At 51.6% G+C, this 16,885-nt stretch carries 19 protein-coding genes and 1 other RNA gene; 9 read left to right on the forward strand and 11 right to left on the reverse strand.

Features of this window, described 5'->3' with window-relative positions; genetic code table 11:
• Window positions 1–436: 436 nt before the first annotated feature.
• The 5 genes from ACO6VX_RS00230 to smpB form a co-directional block, all read right to left on the reverse strand.
• The gene (locus ACO6VX_RS00230) at window positions 437–1,048 is read right to left on the reverse strand and encodes a PIN domain-containing protein (protein WP_422457359.1); all 612 of its coding nucleotides are present in this window, start codon (window positions 1,046–1,048) and stop codon (window positions 437–439) included.
• Window positions 1,048–1,398, reverse strand: a complete 351-nt coding sequence (locus ACO6VX_RS00235; protein ID WP_422457361.1) for an STAS-like domain-containing protein — start codon at window positions 1,396–1,398, stop codon at window positions 1,048–1,050. The genes ACO6VX_RS00230 and ACO6VX_RS00235 overlap by 1 nt, the downstream gene beginning before the upstream one ends.
• A gap of 2 nt (window positions 1,399–1,400) precedes the next feature.
• Entirely contained in the window at window positions 1,401–2,294 is an 894-nt protein-coding gene (locus tag ACO6VX_RS00240) for a hypothetical protein (RefSeq protein ID WP_422457362.1), read from the reverse strand.
• 327 nt (window positions 2,295–2,621) lie between these two features.
• Window positions 2,622–2,983: a transfer-messenger RNA gene (ssrA, locus tag ACO6VX_RS00245) on the reverse strand.
• 43 nt (window positions 2,984–3,026) lie between these two features.
• Entirely contained in the window at window positions 3,027–3,509 is a 483-nt protein-coding gene (gene smpB, locus ACO6VX_RS00250) for an SsrA-binding protein SmpB (RefSeq protein ID WP_010257694.1), read from the reverse strand.
• Between the two features lie 158 nt (window positions 3,510–3,667).
• On the opposite strand from smpB, the gene ACO6VX_RS00255 reads away from it, so the two are divergent.
• Window positions 3,668–4,102, forward strand: a complete 435-nt coding sequence (locus ACO6VX_RS00255) for a type II toxin-antitoxin system RatA family toxin (RefSeq protein ID WP_010257692.1) — start codon at window positions 3,668–3,670, stop codon at window positions 4,100–4,102.
• Window positions 4,095–4,388 (forward strand): RnfH family protein, encoded by a 294-nt coding sequence (locus ACO6VX_RS00260; protein WP_033778631.1) that lies wholly within the window; start codon window positions 4,095–4,097, stop codon window positions 4,386–4,388. Before ACO6VX_RS00255 ends, ACO6VX_RS00260 begins: the two co-directional genes overlap by 8 nt.
• Window positions 4,389–4,483: 95 nt before the next feature.
• On the opposite strand, the gene bamE is transcribed toward ACO6VX_RS00260, so the two are convergent.
• From bamE to nadK, 3 genes are all read right to left on the reverse strand, one after another.
• A complete protein-coding gene (bamE, locus tag ACO6VX_RS00265) occupies window positions 4,484–4,831 on the reverse strand; it encodes an outer membrane protein assembly factor BamE (protein ID WP_129063103.1) in 348 nt (115 codons plus the stop codon).
• Window positions 4,832–5,017: 186 nt separating this feature from the next.
• Entirely contained in the window at window positions 5,018–6,679 is a 1,662-nt protein-coding gene (recN, locus tag ACO6VX_RS00270) for a DNA repair protein RecN (RefSeq protein WP_422457365.1), read from the reverse strand.
• 84 nt (window positions 6,680–6,763) lie between these two features.
• Window positions 6,764–7,642, reverse strand: coding sequence for an NAD(+) kinase (nadK, locus tag ACO6VX_RS00275; protein ID WP_010257685.1), 879 nt, complete (start codon window positions 7,640–7,642; stop codon window positions 6,764–6,766).
• A 122-nt stretch (window positions 7,643–7,764) separates the two neighbouring features.
• Here nadK and grpE point away from each other — a divergent pair, with 122 nt between their 5' ends.
• The gene (gene grpE, locus ACO6VX_RS00280) at window positions 7,765–8,346 is read left to right on the forward strand and encodes a nucleotide exchange factor GrpE (protein WP_010257683.1); all 582 of its coding nucleotides are present in this window, start codon (window positions 7,765–7,767) and stop codon (window positions 8,344–8,346) included.
• A gap of 59 nt (window positions 8,347–8,405) precedes the next feature.
• Here the strand turns inward: grpE and ung are convergent, their stop codons facing one another.
• The gene (gene ung, locus ACO6VX_RS00285; protein ID WP_422457366.1) at window positions 8,406–9,086 is read right to left on the reverse strand and encodes a uracil-DNA glycosylase; all 681 of its coding nucleotides are present in this window, start codon (window positions 9,084–9,086) and stop codon (window positions 8,406–8,408) included.
• A gap of 242 nt (window positions 9,087–9,328) precedes the next feature.
• On the opposite strand from ung, the gene grcA reads away from it, so the two are divergent.
• The gene (gene grcA, locus ACO6VX_RS00290; RefSeq protein WP_010257678.1) at window positions 9,329–9,712 is read left to right on the forward strand and encodes an autonomous glycyl radical cofactor GrcA; all 384 of its coding nucleotides are present in this window, start codon (window positions 9,329–9,331) and stop codon (window positions 9,710–9,712) included.
• Between the two features lie 217 nt (window positions 9,713–9,929).
• Here grcA and srmB read toward each other — a convergent pair whose 3' ends face one another.
• The gene (srmB, locus tag ACO6VX_RS00295) at window positions 9,930–11,258 is read right to left on the reverse strand and encodes an ATP-dependent RNA helicase SrmB (RefSeq protein ID WP_010257676.1); all 1,329 of its coding nucleotides are present in this window, start codon (window positions 11,256–11,258) and stop codon (window positions 9,930–9,932) included.
• Window positions 11,259–11,423: 165 nt separating this feature from the next.
• Here srmB and trmN point away from each other — a divergent pair, with 165 nt between their 5' ends.
• Window positions 11,424–12,173, forward strand: coding sequence for a tRNA(1)(Val) (adenine(37)-N(6))-methyltransferase TrmN (gene trmN, locus ACO6VX_RS00300; protein WP_422457368.1), 750 nt, complete (start codon window positions 11,424–11,426; stop codon window positions 12,171–12,173).
• On the opposite strand, the gene nadB is transcribed toward trmN, so the two are convergent.
• Complete coding sequence (gene nadB / locus ACO6VX_RS00305; protein ID WP_250489386.1) at window positions 12,158–13,777, reverse strand: L-aspartate oxidase; 1,620 nt, start codon at window positions 13,775–13,777, stop codon at window positions 12,158–12,160. The two genes, trmN and nadB, sit on opposite strands and share 16 nt — an antisense overlap.
• Before the next feature lie 414 nt (window positions 13,778–14,191).
• On the opposite strand from nadB, the gene rpoE reads away from it, so the two are divergent.
• From rpoE to rseC, 4 genes are read left to right on the forward strand one after another with little or no spacing between them, the layout of a single operon-like run.
• Complete coding sequence (rpoE, locus tag ACO6VX_RS00310) at window positions 14,192–14,770, forward strand: RNA polymerase sigma factor RpoE (RefSeq protein WP_010257669.1); 579 nt, start codon at window positions 14,192–14,194, stop codon at window positions 14,768–14,770.
• A gap of 27 nt (window positions 14,771–14,797) precedes the next feature.
• Complete coding sequence (gene rseA / locus ACO6VX_RS00315) at window positions 14,798–15,451, forward strand: anti-sigma-E factor RseA (RefSeq protein ID WP_010257667.1); 654 nt, start codon at window positions 14,798–14,800, stop codon at window positions 15,449–15,451.
• Window positions 15,451–16,407 carry a sigma-E factor regulatory protein RseB gene (rseB, locus tag ACO6VX_RS00320; protein WP_010257666.1) on the forward strand — a complete coding sequence of 319 codons (957 nt, stop codon included), beginning with the start codon at window positions 15,451–15,453 and terminating at the stop codon, window positions 16,405–16,407. The genes rseA and rseB overlap by 1 nt, the downstream gene beginning before the upstream one ends.
• The gene (gene rseC / locus ACO6VX_RS00325; protein ID WP_010257664.1) at window positions 16,404–16,868 is read left to right on the forward strand and encodes a SoxR-reducing system protein RseC; all 465 of its coding nucleotides are present in this window, start codon (window positions 16,404–16,406) and stop codon (window positions 16,866–16,868) included. The genes rseB and rseC overlap by 4 nt, the downstream gene beginning before the upstream one ends.
• Window positions 16,869–16,885 lie beyond the last annotated feature (17 nt).

A 16,885-nucleotide genomic window follows, 5' to 3' on the forward strand; every position in this document is an offset into this window, starting at 1 on the left:
GACGCACGATGCGCCACGCAAAGGCGCGCCCTTCAGGCAAGACAACCATAAACAGATCATCCGCACAGCGCGGCACTGGCTGCGCGTCAGCACGGCAAAATAATCATCCGGCAGACAAAATCGGCGCTACACCGCACCCGCCTGCAGGTTTTGGATCATAAAAATTTTTCAGTTTGGTTTTTTTACAAACGGTATGGCCAGACCGCGCCGGTGCTGGGGTTCTGCCGGAGTCCGCCAACTGAAAATATTGAAAAGAATTTCAGTGCTTTTCAGTTAGAATTAAAAAAACAAAAGAAAAAATTTATGTATGTCTATGATTTTTCGATTTTAAATTTTATTTTATAGGGTGGGCTAAACTATAAATATCTGGTGATGCTGTTGTAACGCATTGAAAGTTAATAGTATTTATTAAGACAGCCTTTCAATGCGTAACATTCTAATTAGAAAGTTTCTTCTGAATCTGCGCTGCATGTAAAACATTTCGGTTCATGGTGAAAACATTAATTCCAGGAACTGTAGTGTAATCTCCATCATCTGTTAAAATGTTAAGTATACCTGAGCTTAACATGCTTTCATGAATCATCAGATCATAACCATCTAGGGTATTTGATGACATTTTGCCTAAGCAAGATGTAATAATTGGTTGGTTCAATGTAATGTCAACCTGAGACGCTAAAGTTTCAACCTGCATCCATGATGTTTTAATTTCATTTATAGCTGCGAGTCTTTCGTTTTTATAGTTGTGTCTGAAGTCTTTAGTTTGAATCTTTTTCTTGATAACTTCTGAATGTATTTCCCTTTCGGTTTTTTCTATCACATGTGCTAATTCTGCTAGCGATAGGCCGGAATGAAATAGTTGGGAATTATTTTCAAGTGCTGAGTCAATGAAACTGTTATACGCATATAGAAACTTCCTGTCTTCTGGGATTCCTTTTGAATAGGTCATCCATAACCAAACGTTTGTATCTACAAAAAACTTGTCTTTATCGTTAGGTTTGTACCTACTGATGTCATAAACGTTAGAAAGTATCGCTCCATTAAATCCCATTACTCTGACTCCCTTGCTTGCTGCTCTAAAATAGCGTCAACTATCTTCTTATAATCTACATCAGACTGAAATCGACTTGAATTCTCTATTACCCTTTCGATAATAGAATGCCCTACCGGTTCAAGGTTTTCTACATGTAGTTTACTTTTGATATCTTCCATTTTAAAAGAATTAAAAAGTTGCCCAATGCTATAGTTAAAGAACGGTGATGCAAACATTTTAACATTTATAAAGTTTAAGGTTACTTCATCACCAACTTTGAATAATGAAACTATTTTATCATGAAGCTTTTGTCCATCCTCTTTAAGAATGCAGCGAGGACCTATGTATTCTTTAACTAAAATATTCATGATTAACTCCCTAGTTCAGATGCTAATTGATAAAAGTTTTCATCGCATAACAATGTTATATTAAGTATAGTACCTCTAAATGGAAAGGGTAAGGTTTTAAAAATCTCGCCATTTTGATCTATTTTTACGTAAGCGTTATGACTATATAACTCAAGTTTCCCTTTGTTAATTCTTACTAATTCTTTTAAAAGATGAAGTCCTAAACCTCGGGCTATCCCATCTTTAGTGGTTGTGTTACCGCTCACGCATGCCCACCGTAAGCAAGCCTCAGCAGATAATGTTGCAGCTCTTGAGTCCTGAGATAAATATTCTCTGACGTTATGAGGAATGCCTACGCCAAAATCAACTACTGATAATACTAATTCATGTTTTGTATGATAATGTTGACCACATGAAAAAACACCTATAGGTGATTTAGAGTGTTCAAAGGAATTGACATATATTTCCCAAACTTTGCCCGCAACAGCGTCCCTTAAAGCTTCACTAACTCTAACCCATTCTCTGCCTATCCAATTTTGCGTAAGATAGTCTAAAATTGAGTTTGTATCTTGTTTAGGGTCTTCACGATAAGGTACTGAATTACCAGTATAGGATGTTTTCTTATGTCCAAATTGCTGACAAAAAGTGTTTTGAATCAGAGTGTTTATGATCTCATAACGTAGGGATTCCCAATCTACATATACTGTCACCCCTTTACGCTGTAGCGAGCGCCAAGTTCCACCCAGAAAAGCAACAGCATTAGGCTTAAGAAAACGGCAGTGTGGAAATGTAAACAAAACGTTAGATGCCTCCGATCCCATCACTTGCGCATGAATCATAAACAAACGCTGAAAATCATCCTCACTGTCATTCAGAGTCGGTACGGCTATGGTCAATCTGTTAGTCACTTCAAGCATCTGCATCCCTCAGAAAAACTTCAAAATGAAAATATCGCACAGTTTTAGTTAGTTTAAAACTGCATAAGAAGGTCATAACCGCGTCATTTCATTGGATAGAGTTGCTTTAAGAAAATAGCTATATATTTGAATAGATTGGCGGCAGGAGGACGTTACGTTAGGCGTTAGTAACGATTTGATTATAGGTGATAGCACATAATTGAAAAAAGTTGGAATGCGTCTGCTCACGCTAGCAAAAAACACTGACTATCATCGAACAGCTGTCGCCATTCTGTCGCCAATCTGAAATAAAAAGGGTTACGCTGGAACGTAACCCTTTGATTTGTTTGGTGGAGCTGGCGGGAGTTGAACCCGCGTCCGAAATTACTACACCGTCGGCACTACATGCTTAGTCAGTTTTTACATTCGCCGGTTAGCTGCGAACAGACACGCCACTAACAGACTAGCCTGATTGGATTTAACGCTTCAACCCCAGGCAAGGCATCCACGCGATCTCTTTTGGGTTTGACTTCTCTTGATCCCCGTCTTAAGAGCGGAAGCTAGGGAGAGAAGGCTCTAAGCAGGTTATTAAGCTGCTAGTGCGTAGTTTTCGTCGTTTGCGACTATTTTTTTGCGGCTTTTTACGAGGCAAACCGCCCCTCGGCATGCTCCTAAGGCTTCACAATCCCGTCGAGTCCAGAATCAGCCCCAGAACTTCAAATACTAACAACAAAACAACTCAAAATCCAGTGCTTAACGCTTTGAATTCTTCATGATACGTGCTTTGTCTAATTGCCATTCGCGGTCTTTGATATCATCGCGCTTGTCGTGCTCTTTTTTACCGCGTGCAACACCAATCTTCAGTTTGCACCAGGCGTTCTTCCAGTACAACGACAGCGCCACGATGGTGTAGCCTTCGCGGTTGACGCGGCCATACAGGGAGTCGAGTTCACGTTGCTTCAGCAGCAGCTTACGGCTGCGCGTCGGGTCACAGACCACGTGACTGGAGGCAACGGCTAAGGGTTGAAAGGTTGAACCGAACAGAAAGGCTTCGCCATCACGCAGCAGAATATAGCTGTCGCTGATGTTGGCTTTACCAGCACGAAGTGACTTAACTTCCCATCCTTGTAACGACAATCCCGCTTCGTACTCCTCTTCAATGAAGTACTCGTGACGGGCGCGTTTGTTCATGGCAACAGTGGCAGAACCGGGTTTGTGTGCTTTTTTCTTTGTCATAGTGCGGCGTATTTTACATCACTTAGTCGGTTATCGCATCCCCAGTCCAGCGGGGCGGCAGGAAACGGGATATTCTAGCACACCCTCACTCGGGGACATTTTTGTTTAATCGCTGAAAATGCTATTATTCAGCGGTTTCGTGATGAACAGGAACCATTATGGCTCAGATTAGTCGTTCGGCGCTGGTCCCGTTTAGTGCCGGGCAGATGTACAAACTTGTAAATGATGTGGATGCCTATCCGCAATTCCTGCCGGGTTGCACCGGAAGCCGCGTGCTGGATGCGTCAGATAATCAGATGACTGCGTCCGTGGATGTGTCGAAAGCGGGCATCAGCAAGACATTTACCACCCGCAATACCCTGACAGATAACCAGAGCATCCATATGCAACTGGTTGATGGACCGTTCCGCAAGCTGACCGGCGGCTGGAAGTTCGTCTCGCTGGGCGATGACGCCTGCAAGGTTGAATTAAGCCTGGAGTTTGAATTCACCAACATGCTGGTAGAGATGGCCTTTGGCCGTATCTTCAAAGAGCTTGCCAACAGCATGGTGCAGGCTTTCACTCAGCGTGCCAAAGAGGTCTACAGTGCCTGAGATCTCCGTTGAGGTGGTCTACGCCTTACCTGAAAAACAGTATCAGCTTTACGTGAAAGTAGAGCAGGGCAGTACGGTAGAGCAGGCCATCGAAAAGTCAGGGCTACTGGAACTGCGTCGGGAGATTGACCTCACCAGTAATAAAGTCGGCATCTACAGTCGGCCAGTGAAGCTGGGTGATGAGGTTAATGAGGGCGATCGTATTGAGATCTATCGTCCGCTGATTGCCGATCCCAAAGAGCTGCGCCGTCAGCGCGCAGAGCGAGCGGCAGAAAGCAAAAAATAAGTCGCTATCCCTTCAGGCTCAGTGGATAGCGGGCATAAAAAAAGGCGCTCAGTGCGCCTTTTTGCTGTCTGCCGTTTAAACGGTCTTCCGTTCAATCAGTCGCTGTTTTTGGCCAGATTCTGCTTATTGTCGATGTTAGTCAGAACACCGTTGCCATCAAAGTTCAGCGTCAGCGTCTGCTGCTTCACGCGCTCATGACCTGGCTCCTGACGGAACACGTAATACCATACGTTGCTGCCAAACGGGTCTTTCATCATCGGCGTACCGAGGGTGTAAGCCACCTGTTGCTGTGTCATACCGGTATGGATCTTGGCTACGTCGTTAGCTACCAGATAGTTACCCTGGTTGATATCAGGACGATAGACCACGCGCTCTAAGGTGGAACATCCGGCGGTCATCATCAACATTACTACTGCCGCGGCAGTCAGCGTTTTACAGCGCATCTATACATTCCTTTTCCGGGGCCAAACGCCTTTTACAGGCGGTTTTCTTGCCATCAAAATCTGAACTCTGCCTGCGGCAGGCTTTATTACTTTGGCGACATAAGTGCCGATGATAATAAACCTTTTCGCTATTGGAAACCTCTACAGAGCAAGCTTATGACCCCAGCCGGTTAAAAAAGTGCGCTGCTATGCGGCTAAAAGTTCTTTTGCGTTGGCCAGGGTATTGCGTGTGACCTCGCTGCCACCCAGCAGTCGCGCCAGTTCCTGCAGACGTGCACGCTTGTCCAGTGGCTGCATATGGGTCTCGGTCATCGCTCCATCGGTCTCTTTGCTGACATAAAAATGCTGATGACCACAACCGGCAACCTGCGGCAGGTGGGTTACACACATCACCTGAGTCGATTCGCCCAGCTGACGCAACAGCTTACCTACCACGGCGGCGGTCGGGCCGCTGATGCCGACATCCACTTCATCGAAAATCATCGCCGGCGTTTCCATTTTCTTCGCGGTGATTACCTGAATCGCCAGGGCGATACGTGACAGTTCACCGCCTGAAGCGACTTTGCCCAGCGGCTGCAGTGGCTGACCTGGGTTAGTCGTCACCTGGAAATCAACGCGGCTCGCACCGTCTGCGGTCAGCTGATCCGGATTAAAGGTCAGCGCGATTTTAAACTGGCCATGCGGCATCGAGAGCAGGTGCATACTCTGGGTAATCAGCAGCTGCAACTCATCGGCATAGTGGCTGCGCTGCTGATGCAGCTGCTCTGCGCTTTGCAGCGCGGCCTGATAGTGTTCACCCACCAGTAATTGCAGGCTCTCCTGATCGCTCTCCTGCTGAGACAGCAATTCCGCTTCCGCCAGCAGTTGCTGATGCAGTTCAGGCAGCCCTTCAGGGGTGACGTGATGCTTACGGGCTAAGGCGATCTGGCGCGAAATACGCTGTTCCAGTTCGTACAGGCGGTTAGGATCCAGATCGAGGCTGTCGCAGTAGTGGCGCAGTTCGTCGCTGGCTTCGCTCAGCTGAATCGCCGCCTCTTCCAGCAGGTTGTGAACGCCGTTCAGCTTCTCATCCAGCGAGGTCAGTTCTGAAATCATCTCACGTGCGCTGTAGAGCAGGCTGTTGAGATTATTGTCATCGCTGTCTGCTAACAGTTGCAGTGCTTGCTGGCTGGTCGACAGCAGCTGTCCGCTGTTGGCCAGACGCTTGTATTCTTCGTCGATCTGCTCATATTCACCCTGCTGCGGAGCGAAGTCGTTCAGCTCTTTTAGCTGATACTGCAACAACTCGCGGCGGGATTCGCGCTCCTGCGCCTGCTGCTGATGCAGCGCCAGGGTGCGGCAGCTCTGATGCCAGGTCTGATAGCTGGCGCGCATTTGCTGCAGCAGATCGTCGTGACCGGTATAGGCATCCAGCAGATGTTTCTGATGGTCTGGTTTGAGCAGAAGCTGATGGGCATGCTGGCCGTGGATCTGAATCAGTAACTGGCCGAGATCGCGTAGCTGAGAGAGCGGCACTGCCGTGCCATTTATAAAGCCGCGGGAACGTCCGTCAGCGCTGATAACCCGGCGCAGCAGACATTCGTTGCCGTCATCCAGATGATTATCTATCAGCCAGCGCTGAGCAGAAGGGGAGGACTTAAGCTGGAAGCGTGCGCAGAGGTCGGCCCGGCTGGCACCCTGACGCACCATGTCGGCATCAGCACGACCGCCCAGGCATAATCCCAGCGCATCAATCGCGATAGACTTACCGGCACCGGTCTCACCAGTGATTGCTGTCATGCCGCGTTGAAAATCAATGTCGAGCTCACGAACGATAGCGAAATTACTGATGGTCAGTTGGGCCAGCATAGGTTCACCTGTATGAATAAACACATATGGTTTTTCATACAGTATAAACTGGTTTTATATCCAGTAAAGAGGGGAGGCCGCATTTCAGAACAATTTTTTTGACCAGCCCAGTTTTGAACTCAGCGTATTGAAATAGCTGTAGTTTTTGGGGTGAATCAGGTTCAGGTGATTGGCGCTGCGTCGTATCAGTACATCCTCGCCTTCCTGAATCGGCAGCGCAATCTGGCTGTCACAGCTGATTTCCAGGTCGCTGCGGCGCGATGAAAAGCGCAAACGGATGGTACTGCTGCTGTTGATGACCAGTGGCCGCGCTGACAGCGTATGCGGGAACATGGGCACCAGCACAATCGCTTCGAGTGACGGCGTCAGAATCGGGCCGCCCGCAGAGAGTGAATAGGCGGTCGAGCCGGTGGGTGTCGAAATAATCAGCCCATCCGAGCGCTGGGAGAAGGCGAACACTTCATCAATGTAGACTTCAAATTCGATCATGTGCGCGACCTTGCCGGGATGCAGCACCACTTCGTTGATAGCGGAGCCAATGCGCGGCGAGCAGTCAGATTTGCACACCTGCGCTTCCAGCAGGAAGCGGCTCTCGACGAAATAGTTGCCCTGCAGCACCTCATCCAGCTGCTGCTGTGCATTGTCCGGGTCAAGGTCGGTAAGAAAGCCGAGATTACCGCGGTTAATCCCAATCACTTTTATGTCGTAGCGCGCCAGTACCCGCGCTGCGCCCAGCATATTGCCATCACCGCCCACCACGACCGCTAAATCGGCCTGCTGACCAATCTCCGCCAGCGTGCCCGTCTGCACGTCGTGAAGCGACAGCTCCTGCGCAATTTGCTTCTCAACGATCACTTGATAACCTTTGGCTGTCAGCCAGCGCCAGAGCATCTCATGCGTGGTTAACGCGGTGGGATGGCGCGGATGACCCACAATACCAATGCAGTTAAAGTGTTTGTTCATCTGGTCGGTGTTCCTTATAAGCCAAAACGGTAAGGCAATGTGATAGGTTCCCTTGAATCCGTCATACCAATCCCCATAATAAGCCAACCAGCGAAATGAATGTGCAAAACGCGGAGAAATTCATGAGTAGTAAAGAACAGAACACCCCAAACGAGCAAGTCTCAGACGAAATTCAGCAGGATCAGCAGCAACCTCAGGAAGCGGAGACAGCGGCAGAGGTGGATCCGCGTGATGAGCGTATTGCTCAGCTCGAAGCTGAATTAGCGCAGTCGCAGACCGGTGTGCGCGATGCCCAGCTGCGTGCGCAGGCAGAGATTGAGAACATTCGTCGTCGTGCCGAGATGGACGTTGAAAAGGCGCATAAATTTGCGCTTGAGAAGTTTGCCAACGAACTGCTGCCGGTAATCGACAGTCTGGAACGTGCGCTGGAAGTGGCGAACAAAGAGGATCCACAGCTGGCCTCTATGATTGAAGGGATTGAACTGACCCTGAAAGGCCTGCTGGGCGCCGTGCGTAAATTCGGTGTTGAAGTGGTCGGCGAAACCGGCGTGCCGTTTAACCCGGAAGTGCATCAAGCGATGTCGATGATGGAGTCTGAAGAGTTTGAGCCAAACCATGTCATGCTGGTGATGCAGCGTGGCTATACGCTGAATGGTCGCCTGCTGCGCCCGGCGATGGTTGCGGTTTCCAAAGCTAAAAGCTGATTCAACGCCTGAATCCCGTTACACGGCCGCGCACTGACGCGGCCGTGTGCTTTCTGGCGTTAGTCTGGTAAAACCGGCGTCCAGTCCACCGGCTTTTTACCGGCAGCGCTCAGCAGCTCATTGGTTGTTGAAAAGTGTTTGCAGCCGAAAAAGCCACGGTGCGCGGAGAGCGGCGAGGGATGCGGAGCCTGCAACACGTGATGGCGCTGGCGATCGATAATGCTGCCTTTCTTCTGCGCATGTGAACCCCACAGCAGAAAAATCACCCCTTCACAGTGCTGGTTAATCGCCGCAATCACATTATCCGTAAAGGTCTCCCAGCCAAATCGCGCATGGGAATGCGCTTTACCTGCCTCAACCGTCAACACGGTGTTCAGCAACATCACGCCCTGTTTTGCCCAGCTCTCAAGAAAGCCGTGACTGGGCTTCTGAAAACCTGGAATATCCTGCATCAGCTCTTTGTAGATATTCTGCAGAGAGGGCGGCACCTGGACGCCGGGCAGTACCGAGAAGGCCAGGCCGTGCGCCTGATGAGGCCCGTGGTAGGGATCCTGACCGAGTATCACGACGTTGACGTCGCCCAGCTCCGTCAGGCGAAAGGCGTTGAACACATCTTTCTGCGGCGGATAGACCGTGATACCCGCGGCGCGTTGATCGGCAACCTGCTTTAGCGTCTCGATAAAATAGGGTTTCTCTTTCTCTTCAGCCAGCACGTCGTGCCAGGTCAGCTTTTCAGCCATGTTTAACTCCCTTAACGTTAGTGCCATAAGCTTAGCGGTTCCTGCCGCTGACCTGAAGGCAAAAATAATTTGAATAATACAAATTAAGTTTAGGTGGCAGGGGTATTGAGATCAACGGGTTAGCTTAAAAGCGGCCGGAATGCCTGATTGATATTGATACAGGTCAAAACTGTCCGAGATCAAAGGTGATATACCGGGGCCTCAAATTTGATTTATCCACGTATTACCCGGGAGACGCAATCATGATCACTGGTATCCAGATCACTCAATCAAACAATTCACAACTACTGAACTCCTTCTGGCTGCTGGACGAAGAGAAAGCCGAAGCGCGTTGCCTGTGTGCAAAAGCGGGCTACGAAGAAGATCAGGTTGTCGCCATCAGCGAATTGGGCGAATTCGCTTTCCGTGAAGTGCCTGTTGAAATCAAACCTCAGGTACGTGTTGAAGGTGGACAGCATCTGAACGTCAACGTTCTGCGTCGCGAAACGCTGGAAGATGCAGTTAAACATCCTGAAAACTATCCGCAGCTGACTATCCGTGTTTCAGGCTATGCCGTGCGTTTTAACTCACTGACGCCTGAGCAACAGCGCGACGTGATTACCCGTACCTTTACTGAAAGTCTTTGAGCAGCCTGAGTTAGCGGCTGCTGAAAATTAGCGCAAAGCGCACACAGCAATTTTTATTAATATTATGAATAAGATAAGCAGCTGACTGCCCGGCACGCTGATGCCAGTATCGTGAAGAAAGCGCTCTGGCAGATAAAAGATTGTGAAAGGGCTGTTACTGATTATCAGATAAAAAAAATCGCCTCCTGTGAGGCGATTTTTTTATAGCTGCGATGATTTATTCCGCATTCTCGTTAGCTGGCGTACTGCCGCTTGCCTTGCGGCGTTTGCCGACATTTTTGGCATCACGATGGCGTTTTTTCACACGCGGTTTTTCTGTTTCACTGGCTTTCTGCTCTGCACGCTTCGCCAGAACCTTTTTCGACGGTTTGCCGGTCGTTTTGGCACTTGGCGCCCGCGTCTCAGGGCGCAGCTCATCAATCACGCGCGCTTTGATCGGCTCGTTCACGTAGCGGGTGATTTTGCCCAGCAGCACGAAATCGTGCGCTTCAACCAGTGAGATGGCGATGCCTTTACGGCCCGCACGACCGGTACGCCCGATGCGGTGCAGATAGGTATCGGCGGTGCGCGTCATGTCATAGTTGAAGACGTGACTGACATCTTCAACGTCAATGCCGCGCGCGGCGATATCCGTCGCAACCAGCACGTTAACGCGGCCTTCACTCAGACGTTTAATCGCTTCGTTACGCTTTGCCTGCACCATTTCGCCTTCAAGATAGCTGCTACGAATCCCCGCTTCGTGCAGCCAGCTCACCAGCTCATGCAGACGTTCACGCTTACGCACGAACACGATGCTGCGCGTCACATCCGGCTGTTTCAGCAGATGGATCAGTAATTTGGTCTTGTGCTGCAGATCGTCAGCGCGGTAGTACCACTGCTGGATCTTTTTGCGCTCACGGCGGCTTGGGTCCGCTTCCAGCTCAACCGGATCGTTCAGCAGACGCTCGGCGAAGTCACGGATATTGTCGCCTTCCAGCGTGGCAGAGAACAGCAGAGTTTGCTTGCGCCAGCGCGTTTCAGCCGCGATGGTTTCGATATCCTGGGCAAAGCCCATATCGAGCATGCGGTCCGCTTCATCCAGCACCAGGGTTTCTACTGCGCGGCAGTCAAAGTTCTCTTCTTTGATGTACTGCAGCAGACGGCCGGTGGTGGCGACCACGATGTCCTGGTTTTCGCTGAACACTTCGGCATGGTTCATATAAGCCACGCCGCCAGTGATGGTGGCGATGTCCAGATGGGTATGTTTCGCCAGCTCACGCGCATGATCGGCGACCTGCATTGCCAGTTCGCGGGTCGGGGTCACAATCAGGATGCGTGGCGGGCCAGATTTCTTACGCGGAAAATCAAGGAGGTGCTGCAACGCCGGTAACAGATACGCGGCGGTTTTCCCGGTCCCTGTAGGTGCCGAACCCAGAACGTCACGGCCCTCCAGCGCGGGCGGAATTGCAGCAGCCTGGATCACTGTTGGGCGCGTAAAGCCTTTTTCCTGCAACGCTTGTAGCAGGCTTTCGTCGAGTTCGAGTTCGGAAAATGTGGTTACTGTCATGGTCTACCTCAGTTTGGGGCGCTGATTATAGACAGATCAGACTGAATCTTCATCTGTTAATCCGTTTCGGCTGCGCCTGGGGTTGTCTGCCGCGTGAATTCCCTCTGTTGTCACGTTACACTCATGCGCTGCCGTACGGCAGGAAAAAAACGATGGTAGTGACGAATGATGCAGGATAAGCCGCGTGAACGGCCACAGTTAAACAAGAACGGTTTTACCTTTAAACAATTTTTTGTCGCGCACGATCGCTGTGCGATGAAAGTGGGCACCGATGCCATTCTGCTTGGGGCCTGGGCGCCGGTTGCCGGGGTAAAACGTATTCTGGATATTGGCAGCGGCAGCGGGCTTATCGCGCTGATGCTGGCGCAGCGTACGCCGTCGCCGGTCAACATCGATGCGGTTGAGCTAGAACCGGAAGCCGCGCTTCAGGCGCAGGAGAATGTACAGCAGTCGCCGTGGCCTGAACGTGTTCAGGTTCATCAGCGTGATATCGCCGACTGGGCCGAAGAGTGTGATAAACGTTACTCGCTAATCGTCAGCAATCCGCCTTATTTTGCGCCTGGCGTGGCCTGTTCGACAGCGGCACGGGACAGCGCCCGTGCCACGGCCTCGCTCGATCATCAGACACTGCTACGCAGTGCTGCATTACTGATTGAAGAAGAGGGGATGTTCTGCGTGGTGCTGCCCACCGCGACCGGCCAGGAATTCATCGCCCTGGCGCAGGCGGATGGCTGGCATCTGCGTTTCCGGCTGGACGTAGCGGAATATGCCCATCGTCCGCCGCACCGCGTTCTGCTGGGGCTGTCGCCGCAGGCCGGTGAAACCCTGCTGGAGCGCCTTGCCATCCGCACGCAGGACACCCGCTATTCTGATGAGTGGTGTAGCCTGACGCGGGAGTTCTACCTTTTTATGTAGTCCGGCGGCGTCAGGATGGTTGGCCGCGCCTCGGGCAGTAAATCCGGGTAGTCGCGGATATAGTGCAGGCCGCGACTCTCTTTTCGCTCCAGCGCACAGCGCACCATCAGGTCAGCGACCTGCACCAGATTCCGTAGCTCCAGCAGATTATTGGAGAGGCGGAAATGACGATAATATTCATCGATCTCCTGCTGAAGCAGGTTGATGCGACGCAGCGCCCGCTCCAGCCGCCGGGTCGTGCGGACGATTCCCATGTAATCCCACATGAATAACCGCAGCTCGTGCCAGTTATGCTGGATCACCACGCGTTCATCGGCGTCATCAACCTGACTTTCATCCCATGCGGGTAGCGCAGTAACGGCTTCAATGGCGGGCAGGGTGCGAATCAGCTCCTCTGCGGCGGACCAGCCATAAACCAGACACTCCAGCAACGAATTGGATGCCATGCGGTTAGCGCCGTGCAGGCCGGTATAACTCACCTCACCGATGGCATAGAGGCTACTGACGTCGGTCTGGCCATGCTGATCGACGACCACGCCGCCACAGGTATAGTGCGCGGCAGGCACAATCGGGATGGGTTCTTTGGTGAGGTCAAAGCCAAAGGTCAGCAACTTCTCATAGATCATCGGGAAGTGCGCGCGAACAAACTCCTCAGGCTGGTGGCTGATGTCCAGATACATACAGTCAACGCCCAGCCGCTTCATCTCATGATCGATGGCCCGGGCGACGATATCGCGCGGGGCGAGTTCGGCACGCTCATCGAAATCGGGCATGAAACGGCTGCCATCGGGACGCAACAGCCAGGCACCTTCTCCGCGTAACGCTTCGGTTAACAGGAAATTCTGCGCCTGCGGATGAAACAGGCAGGTCGGGTGGAACTGGTTAAATTCCAGATTGGCAACCCGGCAGCCGGCACGCCAGGCCATCGCGATGCCGTCACCGGAGGCGATGTCGGGGTTAGTCGTATATTGATAAACTTTGGCGGCACCGCCAGTTGCAACCACCACGGCCCGTGCCCGACAGGTTTCCACCTGTTCGCGATTACGGTTCCAGATCCATGCTCCCACCACGCGGCGTGGGCCTGGCAGGCCGATTTTATCTGAAAGAATCAGATCGACTGCGTTGGTGCGTTCCAGAATCCGGATGTTGGGATGGCTCAACGCCTGGCTTACCAGCGTCGTTTCAACCGCATGGCCTGTGGCGTCAGCGCTGTGCAGGATACGGCGATGACTGTGGCCGCCTTCCCGCGTCAGGTGATAACGCATGTCGCCGGCCGCCTGCGGATCGAGATCAAAAGCGACACCGTTGTCGATCAGCCACTGCACGCAATGTCGGGCATTACTGGCGATAAACGAGACGGCTTCACGGTCGCATAATCCTGCTCCGGCAATCAGCGTATCTTCGATGTGTGACTCGATACTGTCAGTCTCATCAAATACCGCTGCAATACCGCCCTGGGCGTAAAGGGTTGACCCCTCATTGACCTGCGCTTTACTGAGAACTGTCACCTGATACTGTTTTGCCAGCCGCAACGCCAGCGACAGGCCAGCGGCACCGCTGCCCACAATGAGTACATCACACTGATAATCCGGGTTCGCATTCATCATAATGTTTAATTTACTAAACAAGAATAGGGCTGAGCATAAGCGCAATGGGGGTTGCTGTGAAGTATTTTAAACATCTGGCGCAGGTTTTTGTCTGATGATTTCCCAAAGTTACTTAATATCAGTGAGTTAAAACCGGACTGCTTTTGGCGCGGTTTTTTATAGCAAACTTATTAAACCTAAAGGATTTAATGATGAAAAAGCTGTTGTCATAGGTTACTCTGCCTGCGATTTACGCTCCTTACACTGAACGAAAACGAAGAACCTGTGTAATGTCCATCGGAGCGGTAAATATCAGGGCGAGAAGTGAACTTCGCACCACATCACAACTCTAAGCGCATGCTTGCTCAGAACCATGAGATGTGCTGGCAGTTACTTTATGCGTATGAAAAATTTGGGGAGACATTACCTCGGATGAGCGAGCAGTTGACGGACCAGGTCCTTGTCGAGCGCGTACAGAAGGGAGATCAAAAAGCTTTCAACTTACTGGTGATTCGTTACCAGCATAAAGTGGCGAGCCTGGTTTCACGCTATGTTCCCTCGGGCGACGTACCTGATGTAGTACAGGAATCGTTTATTAAAGCGTATCGCGCGCTGGATTCATTCCGGGGCGATAGCGCGTTTTATACCTGGCTGTACCGCATTGCGGTAAATACAGCGAAAAATTACCTGGTTGCTCAGGGGCGTCGTCCGCCATCCAGCGATGTGGATGCTATTGACGCAGAAAATTTCGAAAGTGCGGGTGCATTAAAAGAAATTTCGAACCCTGAGAACTTAATGTTGTCAGAAGAATTGAAACAAATTGTCTTTCGTACCATCGAGGCGCTACCCGAGGATTTGCGTATGGCAATCACCCTCAGGGAACTGGACGGTCTGAGTTATGAAGAGATCGCCGTCATTATGGATTGCCCGGTAGGCACTGTTCGATCACGTATCTTTCGTGCGCGAGAGGCCATTGATAACAAAGTTCAACCGCTTATCCAACGTCAGTGATAACGGCTACTGGAAGGGTACATAGGCATGCAGAAAGAAAAACTTTCCGCTTTAATGGATGGTGAGACCTTAGATAACGAGCTGTTTTCCGCCTTGTCTAAGGACGCAGAATTACAGAAAAGCTGGGCAAGCTATCATCTCATTCGCGATACCATGCGCGGTGATGTGGGCGATGTCCTGCATTTTGATATTTCTGCGCGCGTCGCTGCTGCCATCGAAAAAGAACCGTTGCGTACGGTTACAACGCTGATCCCTGAAGCTCAGCCAGAACCTTCCCGCTGGGAAAAAATGCCGTTCTGGAAAAAAGCTCGCCCGTGGGCTGCGCAACTGACCCAGGTCGGTGTCGCTGCCTGTGTTTCACTGGCCGTGATCGTAGGCGTTCAGCACTATAACCAGCCAGAGGGCAGCGCCACGCAGACCTCTGACTCTCCGGTGTTCAATACGATGCCGATGATGGGCAAAGCGTCTCCGGTGAGCCTGGGCGTGCCGTCTGATGCATTTGACACCAACAGTTCTAACCAGCAGGTTCAGGACCAGCGTCGTCGCGTAAATGCCATGCTGCAGGATTACGAACTGCAACGTCGCCTGCACGCTGACCAGCTGCAGTTTGAAACCACTGCGCCAAAACAGGCGCAGGTTGATGTTCCCGGAAATCAATCATTAGGACAGCAACAGCAGTAATGAAGCCGCTTTGGTATGCTGTTAGCCTGCTGACAGGCAGCCTGTTGTGGTCATCTGCCGCCCCGGCGCAACCTTCTGCGTCCGGGGCGCTATTGCAGCAGATGGAGCAGGCAAGTCAGAACCTCAACTACGAATTCGCCTATATCAACGTTTCCCGCATCGGCATCGAATCGCTGCGTTATCGTCATGCTGTAATCGATAACCGGATATTCGCGCAGCTGTTGCAGATGGACGGGCCACGTCGGGAAGTGATCCAGCGCGGCAACGATATTAGTTACTTCGAACCCGGCCTCGATCCCTTTTCGCTCCCCGGCAATCACATTATCGATGCTTTACCGTCGGTGATTTTTGCTGACTTCACCAAGCTCGCCACAGCCTATGATTTTATTACCGTGGGCCGCTCGCGCATTGCCGATCAGATGTGTGATGTGTTGCGCATCGTTTCACGCGATGGCACCCGTTACAGCTATGTGGTCTGGCTGGATGTGGACACCAAGCTGCCGCTGCGCATCGACCTGCTCGATCGTGATGGCGAAACGCTGGAGCAGTTCCGCGTCATCAGCTTTGCGGTGGACGAAGGGGTGCGTAATCTGATGCAGGGGCTGGAGAAAGCCAATCTGCCTCCGTCGCTTTCGGTGCCGAAAGGGGATGCGGTCACGCTCACCTGGCAGCCAGGCTGGATACCTGCCGGTATGTCGCTGGTGTCGCAGAATCGCCGCACGCTACCCGGTCTGAATAAAAATATGGAATCGAAGCTCTACAGTGATGGCCTGTTTAGTTTCGCTATCAACGTGACGCCGGCCGATAAAACCAGCACAACGCAGACATTGCGCACTGGGCGTCGTACGGTACAGACCGTTGTGCGCAATAATAACGAAATAGCGGTGATCGGCGAATTACCGCCCTCGACCGCAAAACGTATTGCGGACAGCATCGACCTGGGGTCACAAAAATGATGAGAGAATGGGCCACCGTGGTGGCATGGCAGGATGGCATCGCCACGCTGCACACTGAAGCAAAAACCTCCTGCAACAGCTGCCAGGCGCGTAAAGGCTGCGGCAGCCATATGCTGAATAAGCTCGGTCCGAAGAATGCCCACGTGATGCAAATCGCCAGCAGCAAGCCGCTGCAGCCGGGGCAGCGGATCGAACTCGGTATCAAAGAGAGCAGCCTGCTGGGTTCAGCGTTGCTGGTCTACATGACGCCGCTGTTTGGCCTGTTCCTGGTTTCCGGGCTGTTTCAGGCGCTGTTCAGCAGCGATCTGGCCGCCGCCTGCGGTGCGCTGCTGGGCGGCATCGGGGGTTTTATTGTCGCCAAAGGCGTTTCAATGAAATTCGGCGATCGAGAAGCCTTTCAGCCGGTCATTCTGAACATCGCCTTGCCTCCCGATGCGCTGCGTGTTGAAAGCGAAGCGTAACGCACGTCCAGGCCGCG

Source organism: Pantoea sp. BJFS-204, from assembly GCF_049310725.1.
GTDB classification, from domain to species: Bacteria; Pseudomonadota; Gammaproteobacteria; order Enterobacterales; family Enterobacteriaceae; genus Pantoea; species Pantoea agglomerans.

Excerpts from the sequence above, each read along its gene's own strand:
- ACO6VX_RS00230 (WP_422457359.1), bottom strand. The coding sequence starts at position 1,048 with ATGGGATTTAATGGAGCGATACTTTCTAACGTTTATGACATCAGTAGG.
- ACO6VX_RS00235 (WP_422457361.1), bottom strand. The coding sequence starts at position 1,398 with ATGAATATTTTAGTTAAAGAATACATAGGTCCTCGCTGCATTCTTAAA.
- ACO6VX_RS00240 (WP_422457362.1), bottom strand. The coding sequence starts at position 2,294 with ATGCTTGAAGTGACTAACAGATTGACCATAGCCGTACCGACTCTGAAT.
- smpB (WP_010257694.1), bottom strand. The coding sequence starts at position 3,509 with ATGACAAAGAAAAAAGCACACAAACCCGGTTCTGCCACTGTTGCCATG.
- ACO6VX_RS00255 (WP_010257692.1), top strand. The coding sequence starts at position 3,668 with ATGGCTCAGATTAGTCGTTCGGCGCTGGTCCCGTTTAGTGCCGGGCAG.
- bamE (WP_129063103.1), bottom strand. The coding sequence starts at position 4,831 with ATGCGCTGTAAAACGCTGACTGCCGCGGCAGTAGTAATGTTGATGATG.
- recN (WP_422457365.1), bottom strand. The coding sequence starts at position 6,679 with ATGCTGGCCCAACTGACCATCAGTAATTTCGCTATCGTTCGTGAGCTC.
- nadK (WP_010257685.1), bottom strand. The coding sequence starts at position 7,642 with ATGAACAAACACTTTAACTGCATTGGTATTGTGGGTCATCCGCGCCAT.
- grpE (WP_010257683.1), top strand. The coding sequence starts at position 7,765 with ATGAGTAGTAAAGAACAGAACACCCCAAACGAGCAAGTCTCAGACGAA.
- ung (WP_422457366.1), bottom strand. The coding sequence starts at position 9,086 with ATGGCTGAAAAGCTGACCTGGCACGACGTGCTGGCTGAAGAGAAAGAG.
- grcA (WP_010257678.1), top strand. The coding sequence starts at position 9,329 with ATGATCACTGGTATCCAGATCACTCAATCAAACAATTCACAACTACTG.
- srmB (WP_010257676.1), bottom strand. The coding sequence starts at position 11,258 with ATGACAGTAACCACATTTTCCGAACTCGAACTCGACGAAAGCCTGCTA.
- trmN (WP_422457368.1), top strand. The coding sequence starts at position 11,424 with ATGATGCAGGATAAGCCGCGTGAACGGCCACAGTTAAACAAGAACGGT.
- nadB (WP_250489386.1), bottom strand. The coding sequence starts at position 13,777 with ATGAATGCGAACCCGGATTATCAGTGTGATGTACTCATTGTGGGCAGC.
- rpoE (WP_010257669.1), top strand. The coding sequence starts at position 14,192 with ATGAGCGAGCAGTTGACGGACCAGGTCCTTGTCGAGCGCGTACAGAAG.
- rseA (WP_010257667.1), top strand. The coding sequence starts at position 14,798 with ATGCAGAAAGAAAAACTTTCCGCTTTAATGGATGGTGAGACCTTAGAT.
- rseB (WP_010257666.1), top strand. The coding sequence starts at position 15,451 with ATGAAGCCGCTTTGGTATGCTGTTAGCCTGCTGACAGGCAGCCTGTTG.
- rseC (WP_010257664.1), top strand. The coding sequence starts at position 16,404 with ATGATGAGAGAATGGGCCACCGTGGTGGCATGGCAGGATGGCATCGCC.